This window comes from Gilliamella sp. X-46, assembly GCF_057063525.1.
The window spans coordinates 290,720-311,409 of sequence record NZ_JBXSQH010000001.1; the positions used below are offsets into that span (position 1 = coordinate 290,720).

The window sequence follows — 20,690 nt, forward strand, 5'->3', positions numbered from 1 at the left end:
AAAACGCCATCAACACTTTCGCTGATGGCGTTTTGTTAGTGTAATAAATTAACTATTTCAACAAGCTATTGGCTTGCGCAAGTACATTTTCAACAGTGAAGCCAAACTCTTTAAACAGTTGATCCGCTGGACCTGATTCACCAAAGCTTGTCATACCAATCACTTTGCCGTTAAGACCAACATATTTATACCAATAATCGCTAATACCTGCTTCAATGGCAAGGCGGGCTGTTACTGACGATGGCAATACTGACTCTTTATACGCCTGATCTTGTTTATCAAACGCATCAGTTGATGGCATTGATACCACCCGCACTTTTTTACCTGCTTGTGTCAATTGTTGATAAGCTTCAACGGCAAGCTCAACTTCTGAACCCGTCGCAATAATAATTAAATCAGGTGTACCTATGCAATCATTTAAGATATAACCACCGCGATATACATCAGCTAATTGATGAGCAGTGCGATCTTGTTGTTTAAGATTTTGTCGTGAAAAAATCAGCGCTGTTGGACCGTCTTTACGTTCTATTGCATATTGCCACGCAATAGCTGACTCGACTTGATCGCATGGTCGCCAAGTACTCACATTAGGCGTCATACGTAAGCTTGCCATTTGCTCAACAGGTTGATGCGTTGGCCCATCTTCACCCAAGCCAATTGAATCATGAGTATAGACAAATAAAGCACGAATCTTCATTAATGCCGCCATTCGAATGGCATTACGTGCATATTCCATAAACATTAAGAATGTCGCACCATAAGGAATAAATCCACCATGTAATGCAATACCATTCATAATAGCGGACATACCAAACTCACGCACACCATAATGGATATAATTACCATCCGCATTAGCTAAGATCTCTTTAGAGCCTGACCACATGGTTAAATTACTTGGTGCTAAATCAGCCGAACCACCTAAAAACTCAGGTAAAGCTGGGGCAAAAGCTTCAATAGCATTTTGTGATGCTTTACGGGTAGCAATTGTTGCTGGATTTGCTTGGAGTTTATTCACCACTTCGTTAGCAATTTGTGACCAATTTACCGGCAAATCACCATTAACACGACGCTTAAATTCTTTGGCTAATTCAGGATAAGCCTTAGCATAAGCATCAAAACGAACATTCCATTCATCTTCGATCTGCTTACCTTTAGCTTTAGCATCCCAAGCATCATAGTAGTTTTTAGGAATTTCAAAAGCAGGATAATTCCAGCCAAGTGCTTTGCGTGTTGCTTCAATTTCGGCATCGCCTAATGGTGCACCATGGCTTTCATGGCTGCCGGCTTTATTTGGTGAACCAAAACCAATCACCGTTTTACACATTAATAATGATGGTTTATCGGTTACCGCTTGCGCTTGCTCGATAGCTTCTTTTAACGCTTTAGCGTCATGACCATCAATACTACGGATAACATGCCAGCCGTAAGCTTCAAAACGTTTTGCGGTATCATCAGTAAACCAACCTTCGACTTCACCATCGATTGAAATGCCATTATCATCGTAAAACGCAATAAGTTTACCTAATTTAAGAGTACCTGCTAACGAACACACTTCGTGCGAAATACCTTCCATCATACAACCATCACCCATAAACACATAAGTATGGTGATCAACAATAGTATGATCAGGTTTATTAAATTGTGCAGCTAAGGTTCTTTCGGCAATAGCCATACCTACGGCATTAGCAATACCTTGACCTAGAGGTCCGGTTGTTGTTTCAACACCCGGTACATAACCATATTCAGGGTGTCCTGCAGTTTTTGAATGCAACTGACGAAAATTTTTTAGATCATCAATGGTCACGTCATAACCGGTTAAATGCAATAAACTATAGATCAACATAGAAGCATGACCATTTGATAAAATAAAACGGTCGCGATCAGCCCATTTTGGGTTGTTTGGACTATGTTTTAAAAAGCCACGCCAAAGCACTTCAGCCATATCTGCCATACCCATCGGCGCACCAGGATGCCCTGATTTTGCTTTCTGTACGCCATCCATGCTCAATGCCCTTATCGCATTCGCCAGTTCGCGGTGAGATAGTGTGGTTGCATTCATATTATAATCTCCAAAAAAAATTTTTTGAGTAAAAATTTGTTAGTTAATAGCTGCAAGGTGGATATCACTTGCAAAATAATTAGTTAAATTAACAAAAATTAGTATAAAAATGGGGAGCTAACTCCCCTATCATGTGCAAATGATTATAGCAGTGCGCCAATCATATCTTCTAATTTTCCTTGATCAACGGCAAATGCGCGAATGCCTTCGGCTAATTTTTCAACTGCCATGGCATCACTATTATGTTGCCACCTAAATTCAGCTTCGGTCATTGGTGCAGGGCGCTCAACCAAAGATTGATTTGGATTAAGTTTTTGCACAACAGACGCATTTGATTGTTGCATTTCGGCAAGTAAATTAGGTGAAATTGTTAACCTATCACAACCGGCTAATGCCAAGATCTGATCGACTTTACGGAAGCTTGCACCCATCACAACTGTTTTATAACCATGTTGTTTATAATAATTAAAAATATTACGCACAGAAACAACGCCCGGATCTTCATCAGCCACATAAGGATCGATTGGTTTTTTAGCTTGATACCAATCATAAATACGCCCTACAAATGGCGAAATTAAAAAGGCATTGACTTCAGCACAGGCACGCGCTTGCGCGAACGAAAATAATAACGTCAAATTACAGTTAATACCTTCTTTTTCAAGTACTTCTGCTGCTTTAATACCTTCCCATGTTGATGCAATCTTAATTAAAATACGAGACTTATCAATGCCCTTTTCTTGATAAAGTGCAATGATTTTACGCGCTTTTTCAATACAACCTTGTTTATCGAAAGACAAACGCGCATCCACTTCGGTTGAAATTCGTCCTGGAACGATTTTTAAAATCTCGGCACCAATATTCACCGCAACTTGATCACACGCATTAACTAACTGCTGTTCTTTACTGCCACCTAATTTTTTAGCGGTTTGCACTGCAGAATCAATTAAATTGCGATATTGAGGAAGTTGTGCTGCTTTCAAAACAAGAGAGGGATTCGTTGTTGCATCTTCGGGAGAAAACTGCTTAATCGAATCGATATCACCCGTATCAGCTACCACCACAGTTAATTTTTTAAATTCATCTAATTGACTCATACTTTTTATCCTCATACAGCGTGTTATTATAATGTAAAGTATAATAACATTTATTCCATAATAAAACGACTTTGTCATTGGATGATGATTCATCTTGGTTGTGTTCAAAAAAAACACAGTAAAATGCAAGCAAAAAAGGCGGAATCAAGCTTTACCGTAACATTATCACTCACTAATATTAGTTATGTTTGCTATTTTTAGCGTACAAATAAATTCAATTATGTGAATTAAATCACAAAATCAAATTAGGATTAATTTGCATTAATCGATCTTTAGATCGACAAAATGCTTAACAAAAAAATTTGCAGATTTAAAAATTCGCTAAATTATAATTTAATTGCTTAAGCCCAAACATATTCAAGTTGACTGGTTAAACCACAACTTATACAAGAACGGCACTGATTAGCTTGGCAAGGCAGTGGCTGATCTTGCGCTATCAATTTTATCACGCCTTTTTTGATCCAAAAACGTAACATCTGCTCAGTTGCGCTTTCGGGTAAGTGAAAGTGTCTGGCAATATCTTGCAATGGTGCACGACCTTTTAATTGTACATAATCACGAATTGATGTTATTAACATAGCCATAACCAAAGTTGCAGGGCGATTCCTGCATACTTTTCCTCTATTTATATTTTACAAATTAGCCAGCCATTTATTTACTGACAGCATGATGATTTGTTACAATGGGATATATTTGGCGCTGTTGGTTGATTAAAAGGCAAATATTGCCCCAAAATACGCATAAGCAGTACCACTACCACAATAAATGCACTGCACCCCATTAGCCACCAAACGGCGACAGGCGAATGCCCAAGTAACGTACATTGATAATAAATAGTTGCCGTAAGCCACGCAACGGTAAAAGTCCAAATTGCCACAAATACCATCCACTTAAAACCAGCTTCGCGATAAACTGCGCCCAACGCTGCAGCACAAGGAGTATAAAGTAAAATAAAAATTAAATAACTCATCGCAGCTGAAGGGGTACCAAACCCATTTTTAATTTGTGAAATTGTTGTCGAATCCACCGCTAAATCAACCTGTAGTGAATCCATATCTTGTGAAGCAGTGTTAAATCCTAACGGATCTAAAACTGCATTCGACAAACTCGCCAAATTTTTCGGAATGGTTGCTAGCGCCTCTAAAATTCCTTGCGACAAACTAAATGGCTCGGCTTGCTCGTTATCATCATCGATAGCATAAAGCGAATTGAGTGTTGCAATTACCGATTCTTTAGCAAAAATACCCGTAAAAATACCTACTGTTGCTGGCCAGTTATCATGGTTAATTCCCATCGGTGCAAATGCAGGCGTGATTTTTTGGCTAACAACAGAAAGCATAGAGTTTTGCGAACTTTCTTGCTTAAACGAACCATCGCTTCCCCATGAATTAAGCACACTTAACACTGTTACCATCAACACAATAGCTTTACCCGCTCTAAAAATAAACGACGTTAAGCGCTGCCAAGTCAAACTAATTAGACTACTTAAAGTCGGAATACGATACACAGGTATTTCCATAATAAATGGTGTGAGTGAACCTTTTAACAAAGTAAATTTGAGCACAAAGCCCGTCACCATTGCCACCGCTATGCCTAACAAATATAACGCAAACACCACTATAGAGGAATTTTTAGGGAAGAATATTACTGCAAATAATGCATAGACCGACAACCTTGCCCCACAGGACATAAAAGGAATCATACAAATCGACATAATGCGATCACGTGTGCTTTCTAGCGTTCGCGTGCCCATAATGGCTGGTACACCACAGCCAAACCCCACAAGCATTGGCACAAATGCTTTACCCGGCAAACCAATACTGCGCATTAGCCGATCAATAACCATTGCTGCACGCGCCAAATAGCCAGAATCTTCTAAAAACGACAAACAAAAAAACATCGCCCCAATAACAGGAATAAACGTTGAAACAGTTTGAATGCCGCGACCAATACCATTGGCTAAAATAGCTGTAATCCAATTTGGAGCATTGATAGTGTGAAGTAGCTCGGTTGTGCCATTAACAAAAATAGTACCAAAAAGCACATCAAAAAAATCAATAAACACCGCTCCAAAATTAATTGCCACCATAAACATGGCATACATAGCTAGCAAAAAGAATGGAATCCCAGTAATACGCCCTAACGTAATATTATCTAATCTATCAGAAAAATGACGGCTAAGCTCACGCGGTTTCTCAATGACTTTTTTACAAATTACATCAATCGTGTCATAACGAGCGCTAGCAAGTGCCACATCGATTTCATTATCACACCATTTTGCAAGCGACAATCGGCAGTCCGCTAACATTTTGGTTTCACATTGTGATAAGCGATAGCGCGAATCATCTAATAAGGCATCTATCAATTGCCAGCGATTAAATTGGCGCACAACGCTATCTTCAGGCAGATCACAAAGATAACGTTGAATCACCGCTTGCTGATCATCGCCAAGCAGATCAATCGATGGCTGTGCAGTATATGGACGTATTACCATGTTTTCGATTTGTTGATAAAAGCCCTGTAAACCCATTTTTTGACGAGATGATATTGCCACCACCGGACAACCGAGCAAAGTCGACAACAAATCAACATTAATCTGTTCGCCCATGGCTTTAACAGCATCGATCATATTTAACACAACAATCATTGGCACTTGCAAATCAATCAACTGGCAAGTTAAATACAAACTGCGTTGCAAATTAGTTGCATCAATAATATTAATAATCAGGCTGTCACTTTCGGACAGCACGAATTGGCGCGCAATAAGTTCATCTTGCGAAACACTAAGCGGATCTGGCTCAATCGAATACGTACCGGGCAAATCGATAACTTCATATTGCGTATGATGATAAGTGAATATACCAGTTTTACGCTCAACGGTTACACCCGGCCAATTCCCTACTCGCTGTTTTGAGCCCGTTAGTACATTAAATAACGTTGTCTTACCGCAATTAGGGTTACCAATTAATGCTAACTTCACGTACTTACCTCCATAACTTCAATGGCTTGCGCTTCTTTACGACGTAAACAAAGTGCAAATCCACGCATTTTAATTTCAATTGGATCACCAAGTGGCGCAACGCGCACAGCCAAAACCTTACAACCCGGCGTAATGCCCATTGCAAGCAACTTTCGACGAAAGGGTAACGATTCAGGTAATAATCGAGTAATTACCGCCTCGCGCCTTAAAGGTAACTGGTTAAGGGTAAAAGATGACATTATGCTTCCTAAAAATAACGATAGTATTAATAAAAGTAATCGTTTAAATTAAAGATGCATATTTTAAAAAAAATCAGAGTTATTTTTAGTGTAAAAATGCGAATTATTCTCAATAACAATAAATAACAAGTAAAAAAAACGAAAAAATAGCTAAACCATAGAAAACTCAAATTAAAACTCATTCGGTTTTGCCTTTTATACCTGTCAAATAAATCTTAACAATAGCTTTCAAATGTTCTAAAAGCGCTATTGTTTTTATAAAAGTTGCTCTGGTATCGTATTTATTTTTTAATAAAATTAAGTGGTTAACCGTGTTTTCTTGTGAAAAACGGCAAAAAAACTTTAATAAAATCAATACCTTTTCTGACCGATTTTTGGATAAAATAATAACTTTTTGGGTTGGTGAATAGAATAAATTGGGTACGGTGGTTTCGGACGTTTTGACCTTTGGTGAACAAAATAGTTATAGTGACCACGTTCGAGCTAAGGGAATTAAAGCGAATGCCCTTAGCAATCTCACGCTATCGCTGCAGAATGTGGCTTTCGGCTACACTCAGGTGTCAAATTTGTTCCAGACAAATTTATCGTTCCAGACGGAGAATAACCTCGCTCTGTTGTCGGCACATTCTGACGCAGTAGTAAGACAAACAACATAACCATCGTTTTTGGAAAGATTATTATACTTTTATAATTATCTATTTGATTTTATTTTAATTTAATTTGCCACCCACGCGGCGGTGAACTAGAAGCCAATATACTATAATCCGATTTTGCAAAAGGCAAATAGGATTTTTGTTTTATAAAACCCTTTTTTATAGGTTACTTTTAATTTGTTATTTTTATTAGTTTTTTTTAATAAAAAAAAGGTTAGCTGTATTTTAGATTTTTGGGTAGTGCGTAAATTTAACCGCTAATAGAATAGTTGAGTAGAATTTTGACCCCAGCAGGAATCGAACCTGCAACTAGCCCTTAGGAGGGGCTCGTTATATCCATTTAACTATGAGGTCATAGGGGGCTCATTTTAATAAATTTACAAAGATAATGCCATTTAAATAACGAAAAATTTTTTATTTTAGGTAATCATGATACAATTATCTCAAATTTAACCTCATTACTTTTAATTGAAGATACTATGAAAAAACGAATCGTTGGTATGATGTTTTCTGTAATGGCACTCACAGGTTGCGCTACTTATCAGGCCGAAAATAATTCCTATAGTGATCCGTTATCTGGCTTTAACAAAACCATGTTTGATGTTAACTACTATGCGCTTGATCCTTATATTTTGCGCCCTACGGCAGTCGCTTGGAAAGATTACGTCCCATCCCCTGTTCGTACAGGTGTGGTTAACTTTTCCTCTAACCTTTCTGAACCCGCTTCAATGGTGAACAATTTATTACAAGGTGATGTTCATAAAGCAGGCACGCATTTAGCTCGATTCTTTTTAAATACCGTTTTCGGTTTTGCGGGTTTAATGGATGTTGCTAGTATGTCAGATCCACAATTACAAAAAGGTGGCAAACGGAGTTTTGGTGATGTACTAGGCCATTACGATGTACCTTATGGCCCTTATGTTGTGTTACCGTTTTATGGATCAGCAACGTTAAGAAACGAAGGTGGTAGCGTAGTTGACTCTCTTTATCCACCACTTGTTTGGTTAGATTGGCAATGGGCGTTAGTGCGTGGTGCGTTTGACGGTATTGAAGCACGTGCGGTCGCGATCGAGTATGAAGATTTAATTAAAAATAGCGATGATCCTTATAACTTTATGCGTAATGCTTACTTCCAACGTAATGACTTTGTGGCATCGGGTGGTAAAGTGGACGAAAGCAAGCAAAAACAACGGGAAGAATCGATTAATGATGTTATTAATGATATCGATTCACAATAGCTTTAATTAAATTATGCCGTTGTATTAAATAAACCGTCATTAATTGGCGGTTTTTTATGGTCTTTTACTTATGATGACGCTAATTTAGTCACTTTTATTTACCTATTTATTTCGATATTGGTTTCATTTCTGGCAGATAATGCCAAAATCGGCTTGGCATTTGCTGGCGCTGTAATTTAGGATTGATGCGTTCTTTGATGGTTAACGCATTGCAATAGCGTAACCACATGGTTTGAAATAGCGCTTCGTCTTTGGTTAGATACTGCTGATTAACTTGGCTATTGATTATCAGATCATCTTTATCAATAAGCGAAACCGGTTCAATCCCGTGTAAATTATAGATATAACCATATTCACGCTTTTCATCATATATTGCCCATTTTTGATCAGCAAAGCGCTCTTTAAAAAATTTAAGCACCAACGGCAAAACATTATAAATAGGTGCAATGATCGAAAAATAGATCTTATCTTCCCTATCGTTAGACTCAACAACATCTTTAAGTGGATTATTGATGGCATTAAAGCGTACAAATTGCATCACTCGATGCCGTTCTCGGCTCACTTTTTTAGCAATATCATGCACAGTTAGCACATCTTGATCGGCAAAATCAGTTTCGATTGATTTAGAGGATTTAAATACCTTACAAATGTAACGAAAAACAATTAAATCACTTTCAGGCAATTCCGATAGCCAAACATACATCAACTGACTAAGCGCAACTTTGCTAATCTTGTTAATTAATGCTACCCGTACTCGTTCATATTTAGCATTGCAAAATTCAACATGATGCCTATCAGACACTAACAACGGCTCAACCTCCCCTGTGGTTAATAAGCATTCAGGCATTTTTTTGAGTTTAAAAGCATCAAACACAGCACAAAGCAAGCTCTCAAAGCTCTTATCATAATAAAACGCCAGCATAATTTACCAGCCCATCACTAGTTGCTGTGGAGTATTTGTCTGTTTATCTTCTAGCAAAGGCGGATCTTGCAACGTAAGTCGGATATATTCGGCCGATGAATTGAGTAATTTAAATTTTCTCATTTCGTGACAAACAACAAAAAATTGTGCACGTTTTAAAACAACGCCAATGCGTTTAAGCGCGTCAAGAGTAAGCTTTCGATGACGCCTTGCCATCACAATTAACTTGGCAGACTTAACTCCAATGCCTGGCACTCGTAATATTTTTTGATAACTATCACGATTAACATCAACTGGAAAGTACTGCGGATTACGGATTGCCCAAGCCAATTTAGGATCGACCGTTAAATCCAGATCGGGATATTGATCATTAACAATTTCATCGACATTAAAATCATAAAAACGCAATAACCAATCGGCTTGATATAAACGGTTTTCGCGCACTCTTGGTACTTCTTGCACAACAGGCAGCCGTTTGTCGTAACCATTTACCGGAATAAATCCCGAATAATAAACTCGCTTCATACTTGGTCGTTTATACAGTTTAGCGGTTAATTGCAAAATTTGCTTATCCGACTCATCTGTCGCACCAATAATAACTTGAGTACTTTGCCCTGCAGGTACAAATTTGGGTGTGGATCGAAATTTTTTGCGATCTTCAATATTTTCTATCACATTTTGATGAATTTGGCGCATAGGTTGATAGATGCTTTGATGATCTTTATCGGGCGCGAGTAATTTAAGGTTTTCTTCGGTTGGAATTTCTAAATTAACACTCATCCTATCAACTAATAAGCCAGCTTGATTAATTAGATCATTACTCGCACCGGGGATCGCTTTCATATGTATATAGCCATTAAAGCCATGCTCATCACGTAAAATCTTTACCACTCTAATCATTCTTTCCATGGTGTGATCTGGGCTTCGAACAATCCCCGAACTGATAAATAAACCTTCAATATAATTACGGCGATAAAATTCAATGGTCAAATTGGCCAGCTCGCGCGGAGTAAAGCCTGCTCTTGGAATATCATTACTTTGCCGGTTAATACAATAAGCACAATCAAACATGCAATAATTTGTCAGCATAATTTTAAGTAACGAAACACATCTTCCATCGGCAGTAAAGGTATGGCAAATACCAGATTTATGTGCATTACCGATACCTTTAGCTTTATTACTTCTTGATGCGCCACTTGACGAGCAAGAAATATCATATTTTGCTGATTCGGCTAATATTTCAAGTTTAGTTATTATTTTTTCGGACATATTCAACTCATTAAAACACTGTTTATTTATACAGTGTACAGCAATCATATAAAGCTTGGCAAGCAAATATTGCTAGTTAAAATAGTGATCATTCGAACTCTTTACAGTCGCTTTATTAAGCTGTTCTATTTAGCTTAATTGCTTTATTTATTTAAATATCAAGGTGATATTTACAGATACAAATAAAAAACACGCCAAGGTATTGTTCAGCTTACAAGTGTACGCTATAATCAACGCACTTTTTTGTATGAAGCCAGATAACTTAGGAGCTAAATAGTAAATGAAACGTGTTGTAATTACAGGGTTAGGAATTCTTTCAAGTATTGGGAATAATACTAAAGAAGTTTTAGAATCACTAAAAATCGGTCGTAGCGGTATTACCTTTTCCCAAGAAATGAAAGATAGCGGAATGCGTAGCCATGTATGCGGGAATGTCAAGCTCGACACAACAGGACTGATTGATCGCAAAGTTGTTCGCTTCATGAATGATGCTTCTATTTATGGTTATCTCGCTTTACAACAGGCTATCGAAGATGCAAAATTAACCCCAGAACAAGTCTCTAACCCTCGCACTGGTTTAATTGCTGGTTATGGTGGCTCAACCAAAACACAATACAATGTCGTTGCTGGCATGAAAGAAAAAGGCCTACGTGGTGTTGGTCCTTATGCTGTAACCAAATCAATGTCATCGGCGATTTCGGCTTGTTTAGCAACCCCATTTAAAATCAAAGGGATTAGCTACTCAATGACATCTGCTTGTGCAACATCGGTTCACTGTATTGGTCACGCTGCCGAACTGATTCAACTTGGTAAACAAGATATCGTTTTTGCTGGTGGTGGCGAAGAACTGTGCTGGGAAATGTCATGTGAATTCGACGCTATGGGTGCTTTATCAACCAAATATAACGACAATCCAGAAAAAGCATCACGCGCTTATGATAAAAACCGTGATGGTTTTGTTATTGCAGGTGGTGCCGGCATGGTTGTTGTTGAAGAATTAGAACATGCCCTTGCGCGTGGTGCTCATATTTATGGCGAACTTGTTGGCTATGGTGCAACATCAGATGGGCATGATATGGTTGCCCCATCAGGCGAAGGCGCAATGCGTTGTATGCAACTTGCTATTCAAGATTTAGATGTTCCGGTTGATTACATCAACACCCACGGCACATCAACCCCAGTGGGTGATGTCAAAGAGTTATGGGCAATCAAACAAGTATTTGGTGATAACATTCCAGCGATTTCATCAACTAAATCAATGACAGGTCACTCATTAAGTGCAACTGGTGCACAAGAGCTTATCTATTCATTATTAATGTTAGAACATGGCTTTATTACGCCAAGCATAAATATTGATGAACTTGATGACGCAGCAATTGGTATGAACATTATTACTGAACCAACCGAACGTGAACTTACCACTGTCATGTCAAATAGCTTTGGTTTTGGTGGTACAAATGCCTCAATTGTCATGAAAAAATACAAGGGTTAATAAGTAAATTTAACGATATTCATAAAAAAAACCGTTCTGTAATGAACGGTTTTTTTTATTGCTAAATAATGCCACTGACTAACCAACTTACTGCTGACAAAAGGAACACCTAAAAACAGCAATAACTATATTAACAGTTATAGCACCTTACTCAAAAATAGCTTAGTACGTTCATTTTGCGGATATTTAAAAATCTGCTCGGGCGAGCCCTGCTCTTGAATAATTCCCTGATCGATAAAAATCACACGGCTGGACATTTCCCGTGCAAAACCCATCTCATGGGTAACAACAATCATAGTCATGCCTTCTTGCGCTAACGACTTCATGACAGCAAGCACCTCACCAACGAGTTCAGGATCAAGCGCCGATGTAGGTTCATCAAATAACATCACTGTTGGTTCCATCATCAAAGCCCTAGCTATTGCCACGCGTTGCTGTTGACCTCCAGATAATTGACTTGGGTAAGCGTCGATCTTATCAATCAAACCGACTTTAACAAGCAAACTTTCAGCTTTAGCAATAGCATCAGTTTTCGCCATCTTTTTGACATCCATTGGTGCTAAAATCAAATTTTGCAATACCGTCATATGGGGGAACAGATTAAAACGCTGAAACACCATACCTACCGATTCACGTAACTGGTTAATATTGGTTTTAGGGTCATGTACTTTAAAACCATTAACGACAATTTCGCCCGATGTGATATCTTCTAACGCATTAATACAACGCAAAAAAGTACTCTTACCCGAACCCGATGGCCCAATGATCGAAATGACCTCTTTTTCTTGAATATCACACGTAATACCACGCAATACATGGATATCACCAAACTGTTTTTGTAGATTTTTAATGTGAATCACTTTTGCCTAACCTTTTTTCCATATATTTCACAAGGAGTGATAATAAAAACGTCATAGACCAATAAACAATCGAAATAATAAAATAAGGTTCAGCATAAACCGCATTGGCGGCACCCGCAGTTCTAGCCGCATAAGCCAAATCAATAAGCCCAATAGCTGAACCTAATGATGAATCCTTTAAAATAGCAATCGCATTATTGCCCAAAGGCGGTAACATTCGGCGAAAGGCTTGTGGCAAAATAACTTTGCGCATTGTACTGCCATACCCCATACCCAGCGATCGGGCAGCTTCCATTTGCCCTTTATCGATGGATTGAATGCCGGCACGGAATATTTCAGAAATATAAGCACCAGCATTCAACGTAATTGCTAATATACACGAAATAAACGCGCCATATTGAACACGTAAATATCGGGCAACTTCTGGCGAAATCAAATAATCGGACACCAAAATACCGTTATTAGGATGTAACAAAAATGGCATAACAACAAAATAAGTCACCATAATTTGCACAAATAATGGCGTACCACGAAAGGCACTAACATAAATTTTCACCGGCCACTTAACCAACACACACAGCACATATTTATAAATACCATGCCGACATTGAGCAACCCGACCAATTCCTAATATTAAGCCCCAAAAAGTACCAAGCACTACACAAACAACAGTGCAAGTCACTGTCATTATTGCACCATCAATAAACAGCGGTAGATAATCTTGTATAATATCCCAGTTAAATCCCATCACTAAAACCTATTGCCCAAATTAATTAATTGGTAAAGTTGGTACGTTGTCATCAAACCATTTGCGATAAATTTTGTTATAAGTTCCATCAGCAACAATTTTTTTAAGCCCTGCATTGATTTTATCATTTAACTTTTGGTTACCTTTAGCAACAGCGATACCAAAATACTGAGATTCAAAATTTGAATCAGAAATCAAATTAAAATCCTTACCGGGATGCATTTTGATATAAAACTTAACTACCCCAACATCACTAACAGCGGCATCAATACCTTGCTCATACAAATCTTGTAAAAGAAGCGGTGTATTATCAAAACGCTTAATAGCGCGGCTATTACGACCTAAAACTTTCGAGACAACAACATCAGCCGTACTACCATTAACAACCCCTACTGTTTTGGTATTCAAATCAGTAAGCGCGGTAATATTTGACCCTTGTTGAGTCACAATAACTTGTTCTGCTGGAAAATAAGGTAACGAAAAATCAACTGAATTTTTACGTTTATCGGTAATTGTAATTCCAGAAATAATAATATCGCGCTCACCATTATTTAGACTTGCAAAAATACTGTCCCAAGGGGTATTAATCAGCTTAATATTAAAATGCTCAGCATCTGCAATTGCTTTAATCAGATCGATATCAAAGCCTTCTAACTCACGTTGGCTATTTTCGAACTCAAATGGACGATAAGTCCCACCTGCACCAACCACATAAGTTGGCTCATCAGCATAAGAAAAAGCACTAAAAACAAGCATACTACTAGCAAAGATTAACGAAAAAAAAGACTTCATCATGGCTTCCTAATTGTAAATAAATGGAAAAATATGATAACTTTTGAACAAAATATTGCAACTTAATATTTAAATAAGATGCATTGATGATAGTGTTTTTGGTTGTAGGGGGAAGTAAAGATGGTTTCGGATGAGTTTTTTGAACAAAAACACCAGCCAAAAAACTTAAATAAAATCAATTACTTTTCCGACCAATTTTTGCACAAAAATAGGGTGATTGTTTGGCGAAATAACGCTGTTGTGGAGGTTAACTGCAACAGCACAGTAAACAGCCCCTGCCTGACTGGCTGGGGCTTAACTGCGTAGGGGCTTGTTTCTTTGTCAAAGTGTCCTTTATTTGCTCCCCACGGCCTAAGGCCTAAAGATTAAGGACTAACGTATGATGCAAAAAGCTCGGCCATAAAGACGACCATTTAAATCAGGGCCGCTGCCGTCGGACAGAATACGATCAACGCCGCCGCCGTCCGATGCTAGGGCGGCCGCATAGAAGATCTCGTCTCTACCGAAGCCTGCACCGGCGTAATCTTTCAGGATGCCCCACTCCCTCAACAATTGAGTTCCTCGCACTCGAGAATTAATCAAAAAAACATTAGGAAGTCGGTATCTTACGTCAAGCAGATCGCGAACATATGCAAAATACGCAGTGTTGTGACAACCAACTATATAGTCATAATCGCTATTAATATAGAACCACCTACTCAACTTAAATCTATACTCGACCACCACATTACCACTTCTATCCCTCCCCTTTAACTCAAAGATCTGCGGCAAAGATGGCAACGGAGTAAGCGGACTAGGATTTCTTAGCCTTCTTTCAGCATCACTTAACTTAGGACCATTTAACGTTACCCGCGTTACATGCTGAGATTTATCAGAAATCCATCTATCGGCTTGTATAGTCTTTCCTGAATCGGTGAATGTCCCCGAAAGAGGCCTTGTCCAACTCACTGTAGCCGTTATTCCACCCTGGGTAACAGGCGACCACGTCAACTGACTTGCATCGACTCCACCTATGTCCAAATCAAAATACAACCCATCAGCACCTGTAGAAGGAAAATTATATCCATTTGGATCAACTAAAAAACCCTTTGTACGACTCCACCCGCTATTCAAGCCTTGGTTGGGGTTAAGATTCGGCCTTGCGTAACAAACACGAGCAGCACTGTTATACGGATTAATATAATAATCCACCGTAGCTCCACTAAAACTAGTCCTATTAGGAACTCCGTACTGTGTCTGTAAATATCCCCTTGTACTACTTAAAGTTACCCTATAAGGAGCATTACATATATCCAATGCACCGTTACGATTAACAGTATTGCCATCCTTATCCCTAAACGATACCGATATACTCCCCGATGCGGTAACACCATTAGCACCCTGTCCATCCCCATCATCATCACGCCAATAATTATACCTAGTGATTAAATCACTTATACTCACTGAACTAACCGATGACGGGACTATCATATCTATATCATCCAAAGTATTCCCTGAATAAGGCAATTCTATTGGATTTGATACACTTGATGTATTAGTAGACGGCGTGATTACCCGACCATTGTGAAACTCAATAGACAATAAACTATCTGTTGATATTGCCTTTGTCCGACCACCGTCGAACGTTAAATATGGCGCACTACCCTCTATGACCCTTGATGTATGTGCCGTCAACGCCTGTATACCCTGCGAATACAACAATAGCAGCAAAGCAAAGAACAACGCAGATTTTGATAATAACGAGAATTTAGATAACAATTTGGGAATCGGTGATAACCCTGCCGATAAAGCTGCCGATTTCGCTACGCGAAATGACTTCGGTGATAAAAATAAGAACTGTGTCTGATTTTGACTACGATGATATTGAAAAAGATTTAGGGCGTAGGTTTGGCAGGCCAGATGCCAGATGCCAGATGCCGATTATGATAGCGCATTTCGATTATCCTGTCAAGTAAATTTTTGTTTTATTTGAATTTTTTATAATTGACCGCTCAACTAATGAGCACTCCCTTGCTTTAAAAGCGCTTAAATTATAGTCGATTGATTAATAACGCGCTAGGTTTTTTGTTAAATATTTGTAAAGTTTTGTTAATAGCAGTTTTTTTATTTGGATTTGGTGGATAGCTTTTGAGCGGCGGTTTAAAATAAAAAACCAAATAAAACCAATATGTTTTCTGACTGATTTTTGAGTGATGATTTGTTTTTTGTAAAAATAATTCCATAAGATACGTCATATCCATAATATACAGTGACAAAATCACAACAACAATGGGTACTTTCTTTACTCTGTATTGCTTTTTTATCTTCATCTTGCAAAATTCACTCATCTAGTTTACTTTACTTATACACGGAAAATTAAATAAATAACTAGAGCGTAAACATGACGATATCATTTAAAGAGCAGCAGCAACGAATCAGCTTTGTTAAGCAGTTTTTTGCCAGCCAACTTACCGAACGTTTGTCACTAATCGAAGTGCAAGCTCCGTTACTAAGTAAAGTTGGCGATGGTATTCAAGATAATTTATCTGGTACAGAACATGCCGTGCAAGTTAAAGTGAAGGCAATCCCTAATACGCAATATGAAGTGGTGCATTCACTGGCTAAATGGAAGCGTAAAATTTTAAGCGATCACCATTTTGAAGCTGGCGAAGGAATTTATGCCAATATGAAGGCATTACGCCCAGATGAAGATAAGCTTTCACCAATTCATTCGGTTTATGTTGATCAATGGGATTGGGAAAAGGTAATTCGCCCTGAAGATCGCAATTTAACTTATCTAAAACAGACTGTTGACAATATTTATGCCGCCATTAAGGCAACTGAAAAGGCAGTATCACAACAATATCATATTTCGCGATTTTTACCTGAATCTATCACTTTTATCGATAGTGAACAATTATTAAAACGTTACCCAAGTTTATCCCCTAAAGAGCGCGAAAATGCAATAACCAAAGAACTTGGTGCCGTGTTTTTAATTGGTATTGGCGGTAAATTATCGAATAATGAAAAACATGACGTCCGTGCCCCCGACTATGATGACTGGAGTAGCGTAAATGATTTAGGATCTAAAGGCTTAAATGGTGATATTTTAGTCTGGAATCCGATTTTAAATAGTGCATTTGAAATTTCATCAATGGGAATTCGTGTCGATGCTGAAACGCTAAAACATCAATTAAAACTGACTAATGATGAAGATCGCTTACAACTTGATTGGCATAAAGCGTTAATCAATGGCGATTTGTTGCAAACAATTGGTGGTGGCATTGGCCAATCGCGTTTAACAATGTTACTTCTGCAACAAAAGCACATAGGCCAAGTACAAGCAAGTGTATGGGACGATGACGTCAAAGCAAATTACAGTAATTTATTATAACCAATCACCAACAAAAAATAGGGCCTAGCGCCCTATTTTTTTGCTTAAAAAATTTAAATTAATTTGTCACTGGCTCATCACTTTGTACTGGCGCTGATTCTGTATTTTGTGGAGTAGATTTTGATGACTGCTTTTCAGTGGCAACACCATCTAAACGAACATAAACAATATGTTGTTGACCACGATCACACGATCCTACAATTTTACCTTCAATTTGTTCCTCTGATTTGTCAGCAGGTTCAAGTTTAAGCTGAAAATGCGATGGATCAACACCGTTATTTTTAATTTTTTCGGCAATATTGGCGCTAATTTCATCACAATTGGATGCCGCAGCTAACATAGGTAAACTAAGTAAAAACACACCGATTAATTTTTTCATTTTTTTCCCCTTTTATATATGATTTGATTATTGAATGCATTATAAAACTATTGATTACACTGTCTATCAACTTTTAATGGGCGATTAAAAACAGCCTGCAAGTATATTACACATCCAACAAGATTATTATTTTGTTGGGTAATATTAAAACAAACCGATGGCTTCAATTTATTCACTGTACAATTTGATAAGTGCTTAATAAACCTGTTAATAACTCAGTAACGCATTGATTAATAATTTATTTTTTAAAAGGTTAAATATTAAACGACTTTATTTTCGATCTTATTTTAATAAAAATAGCCACTCTTTTTTTTAGTTTTACAAAAATTATCTTATGATTATTGGTAAGCAAAAAACCAATCACCAAACAAATTTGATTGGCACCCAATCAATCACTTTGCACAAATTATAAGGCAGTAAAAAAGGCGATTAACCCAAAAAAGACACCTGGGCAATTGGCAATAGCAAGTGGCCAGTCTTTCTTTTCTCTCAATAACCCATAACTAACCCAAAGCGCACAGTTAACGGCTGCGGCTAGTGGTTGAGTTGGATTGGATTTTAATCCATGCAAATTATCGATGATTTGCGGAATATAAGAAACATACATTCCTAATGATGCTATCGTGGCGATAATACCCAAAATACGAAAAGCCTTCGGTGAAAGATGCAAAATAGCCTCCTAATAGCATTTATGATTTATCATCTTATGTGCTCAATTATAGCTAGTTAGAATACTATCAGCAATCCACCCTCTAAAGCTTAATCCTGTAAATTGTATTAAAATAAGACAAGCAATTCACTCACCTTGCATTACGGGCTAAGATTTATAAAAAAATCCACTATTAATCAATAAAATAAAAAAACAATCAATAATTAATTTCGGCACGTGGTAACAAATAACAAGGCATAACTAATTTCAATAATTGGTTAAACGATTTAATATTTTTTAACATTTTTTTGATTATTTTAGTACAGTTTGCTTTGTACAATAATAGTCAATTGATAATTTTAGCTACAGAGCCAATATACTAAAAGAACCAAAAATATTTATTCACTGTATGACTTAATAACTGTTGAATAATCCTGTTGATAACTTTTTAATATTATGATTAATTTATAATTTTATTTAAGATCAAATATTAAACAATCATAACAATAATTTTATTTTAGTTATAATTCAAAATGTCCATAACTTAACCTAATTGCACCAAGACCATCGCCAAAACTGGCACCTTGCGACACAATCACACCATCTAATAACAGCTTATTAAGCAAAGCAGATTCTTGCGCAACCGTGTTCACTGGTAAATAAGCATACAAGTGAAAGCCACCCAGTGGAGCTTGATAAGTAATATCACTGCCAAAATAACTATCTAACCACTGCATTAACTGTTCAGCTTTGACTTGCAACGCTTGGCATAGATGCTGTTGATGGCTTACGCAGTGATGTTGCAAATACTCTTGCGCCAATAATTGTGGCAAAATGCTTAACCCTGAGTCGATATGTTGTCGAATTTTTGCTAGATTTTCGATAATATCACGTGGGGCAACCATCCACCCGACGCGAATATTTCTCCCTATATATTTTGATAGCGAACCCAGATAAATCACTTGGTTATGCTGCTCAAATTTTTTAATTGGTGATACGGCCAAATCACGTTTAAACGCTAAACGACTATAAGCATCATCTTCAACAATCCCAATACATTGAGATCGACAAAATGCCAATATTTCTTTCTTGCGTTCATTACTCATAACAAACCCCATCGGATTTTGGAAGACAGGATTTAAAAACAACCATTTTATGTGATGTTGTTGTACACAGCTAGCAAGACTTTCAAGCGTGATACCATCATTATCACACTCAATACCATACAAACGTAATCCTGCTGCTTGAAACAGTGGCAAAGAATAAAAATAAGATGGCGACTCAATACCCACCGAATCCCCGGGTTTAAGCAACCCCTGTGTAATTAAAAACAACGATTGCTGTGTGCCCGATGTAATTAAAATCTCTTCAGGATCAACTTGCATCGCAAACTGCTTTTGCATATAAATAGCAATTTGCATCTTTAGTGATGGCAACCCCAATTGTAATGTATCGCTATTTTTTTCGTGCATAATCAATTCATCTAATGAGACATTGGGTAACTGAAGTTTGGGGATCAAATGCGTTGGTAAATCACCATTAGCCAGATCACAAATGGATAATTGCGTACGCATTTGTGCCGATTTTTGTTGATAAAACGATTGCTTGTTTTGATAAAAATGCGCAGGTAAACGCCAATGAATAGATGAATAGGTTTGCATTCCCCATTTTTGATTATTGACATAAGTACCGCTTCCTTGCCGACGGATCAACACACCACGTTCCGTTAACAAATCTAAGGCATGAACAACCGTTGAACGATTAACAGACAATTTTTTTGCCAATTCGCGTTCTGAAGGCAACCTTTCGCCGGCTACCAACATACCTTGCTCAATATAATCTTCAATAAGTTGTGTCACTTTCTTAAAAAGTGCACCTGACAAGGGTGCTAGTTTTTGCTGATCCCACATGATTATTTCGCTTTAACAGGTTTCATGGCTTGC

At 37.7% G+C, this 20,690-nt stretch carries 17 protein-coding genes and 1 tRNA gene; 3 read left to right on the forward strand and 15 right to left on the reverse strand.

Features of this window, described 5'->3' with window-relative positions; translation table 11 throughout:
• Positions 1-52: 52 nt before the first annotated feature.
• The 6 genes from tkt to ACYIAJ_RS01495 all read right to left on the reverse strand — a co-directional run bounded on the left by tkt (position 53) and on the right by ACYIAJ_RS01495 (position 7,379).
• Positions 53-2,059: a transketolase gene (gene tkt, locus ACYIAJ_RS01470; protein WP_483564205.1), complete on the reverse strand. Its 2,007-nt coding sequence runs from the start codon at positions 2,057-2,059 to the stop codon at positions 53-55.
• A 143-nt stretch (positions 2,060-2,202) separates the two neighbouring features.
• Positions 2,203-3,153, reverse strand: coding sequence for a transaldolase (gene tal / locus ACYIAJ_RS01475; RefSeq protein ID WP_483564206.1), 951 nt, complete (start codon positions 3,151-3,153; stop codon positions 2,203-2,205).
• 341 nt (positions 3,154-3,494) lie between these two features.
• On the reverse strand, positions 3,495-3,731 hold the full coding sequence (locus ACYIAJ_RS01480; protein WP_160403885.1) for a FeoC-like transcriptional regulator: 237 nt from the start codon (positions 3,729-3,731) through the stop codon (positions 3,495-3,497).
• Positions 3,732-3,808: 77 nt separating this feature from the next.
• Entirely contained in the window at positions 3,809-6,133 is a 2,325-nt protein-coding gene (gene feoB / locus ACYIAJ_RS01485) for a Fe(2+) transporter permease subunit FeoB (RefSeq protein ID WP_483564207.1), read from the reverse strand.
• On the reverse strand, positions 6,130-6,372 hold the full coding sequence (locus ACYIAJ_RS01490; protein ID WP_483564208.1) for a FeoA family protein: 243 nt from the start codon (positions 6,370-6,372) through the stop codon (positions 6,130-6,132). The genes feoB and ACYIAJ_RS01490 overlap by 4 nt, the downstream gene beginning before the upstream one ends.
• Before the next feature lie 935 nt (positions 6,373-7,307).
• Positions 7,308-7,379 (reverse strand) — tRNA-Arg (locus tag ACYIAJ_RS01495).
• Between the two features lie 125 nt (positions 7,380-7,504).
• Between ACYIAJ_RS01495 and ACYIAJ_RS01500 the strand changes: the two genes are divergently transcribed.
• A complete protein-coding gene (locus ACYIAJ_RS01500; protein WP_174786579.1) occupies positions 7,505-8,263 on the forward strand; it encodes an MlaA family lipoprotein in 759 nt (252 codons plus the stop codon).
• Positions 8,264-8,369: 106 nt separating this feature from the next.
• Here the strand turns inward: ACYIAJ_RS01500 and ACYIAJ_RS01505 are convergent, their stop codons facing one another.
• Entirely contained in the window at positions 8,370-9,185 is an 816-nt protein-coding gene (locus ACYIAJ_RS01505; protein WP_483564209.1) for a TIGR03915 family putative DNA repair protein, read from the reverse strand.
• 3 nt (positions 9,186-9,188) lie between these two features.
• The gene (locus tag ACYIAJ_RS01510) at positions 9,189-10,454 is read right to left on the reverse strand and encodes a putative DNA modification/repair radical SAM protein (RefSeq protein WP_483564210.1); all 1,266 of its coding nucleotides are present in this window, start codon (positions 10,452-10,454) and stop codon (positions 9,189-9,191) included.
• Positions 10,455-10,734: 280 nt separating this feature from the next.
• On the opposite strand from ACYIAJ_RS01510, the gene fabB reads away from it, so the two are divergent.
• Positions 10,735-11,946 carry a beta-ketoacyl-ACP synthase I gene (gene fabB / locus ACYIAJ_RS01515; protein WP_174797173.1) on the forward strand — a complete coding sequence of 404 codons (1,212 nt, stop codon included), beginning with the start codon at positions 10,735-10,737 and terminating at the stop codon, positions 11,944-11,946.
• 137 nt (positions 11,947-12,083) lie between these two features.
• On the opposite strand, the gene ACYIAJ_RS01520 is transcribed toward fabB, so the two are convergent.
• The 4 genes from ACYIAJ_RS01520 to ACYIAJ_RS01535 form a co-directional block, all read right to left on the reverse strand.
• Entirely contained in the window at positions 12,084-12,806 is a 723-nt protein-coding gene (locus ACYIAJ_RS01520; protein WP_483564211.1) for an amino acid ABC transporter ATP-binding protein, read from the reverse strand.
• Positions 12,793-13,557 (reverse strand): ABC transporter permease subunit, encoded by a 765-nt coding sequence (locus tag ACYIAJ_RS01525; protein WP_174786576.1) that lies wholly within the window; start codon positions 13,555-13,557, stop codon positions 12,793-12,795. The genes ACYIAJ_RS01520 and ACYIAJ_RS01525 overlap by 14 nt, the downstream gene beginning before the upstream one ends.
• 18 nt (positions 13,558-13,575) lie before the next feature.
• Positions 13,576-14,310, reverse strand: a complete 735-nt coding sequence (locus tag ACYIAJ_RS01530) for a basic amino acid ABC transporter substrate-binding protein (protein ID WP_483564296.1) — start codon at positions 14,308-14,310, stop codon at positions 13,576-13,578.
• Positions 14,311-14,718: 408 nt separating this feature from the next.
• A complete protein-coding gene (locus ACYIAJ_RS01535; protein WP_483564212.1) occupies positions 14,719-16,104 on the reverse strand; it encodes a hypothetical protein in 1,386 nt (461 codons plus the stop codon).
• A gap of 622 nt (positions 16,105-16,726) precedes the next feature.
• Between ACYIAJ_RS01535 and asnA the strand changes: the two genes are divergently transcribed.
• Positions 16,727-17,719, forward strand: coding sequence for an aspartate--ammonia ligase (gene asnA / locus ACYIAJ_RS01540; RefSeq protein ID WP_483564213.1), 993 nt, complete (start codon positions 16,727-16,729; stop codon positions 17,717-17,719).
• A 58-nt stretch (positions 17,720-17,777) separates the two neighbouring features.
• On the opposite strand, the gene ACYIAJ_RS01545 is transcribed toward asnA, so the two are convergent.
• The 3 genes from ACYIAJ_RS01545 to ACYIAJ_RS01555 form a co-directional block, all read right to left on the reverse strand.
• Complete coding sequence (locus ACYIAJ_RS01545; RefSeq protein ID WP_483559432.1) at positions 17,778-18,098, reverse strand: DUF1161 domain-containing protein; 321 nt, start codon at positions 18,096-18,098, stop codon at positions 17,778-17,780.
• Between the two features lie 406 nt (positions 18,099-18,504).
• Positions 18,505-18,768 (reverse strand): SemiSWEET family transporter, encoded by a 264-nt coding sequence (locus ACYIAJ_RS01550; RefSeq protein ID WP_483564214.1) that lies wholly within the window; start codon positions 18,766-18,768, stop codon positions 18,505-18,507.
• 500 nt (positions 18,769-19,268) lie between these two features.
• A complete protein-coding gene (locus tag ACYIAJ_RS01555; RefSeq protein ID WP_483564215.1) occupies positions 19,269-20,657 on the reverse strand; it encodes an aminotransferase-like domain-containing protein in 1,389 nt (462 codons plus the stop codon).
• Positions 20,658-20,690: the final 33 nt, after the last annotated feature.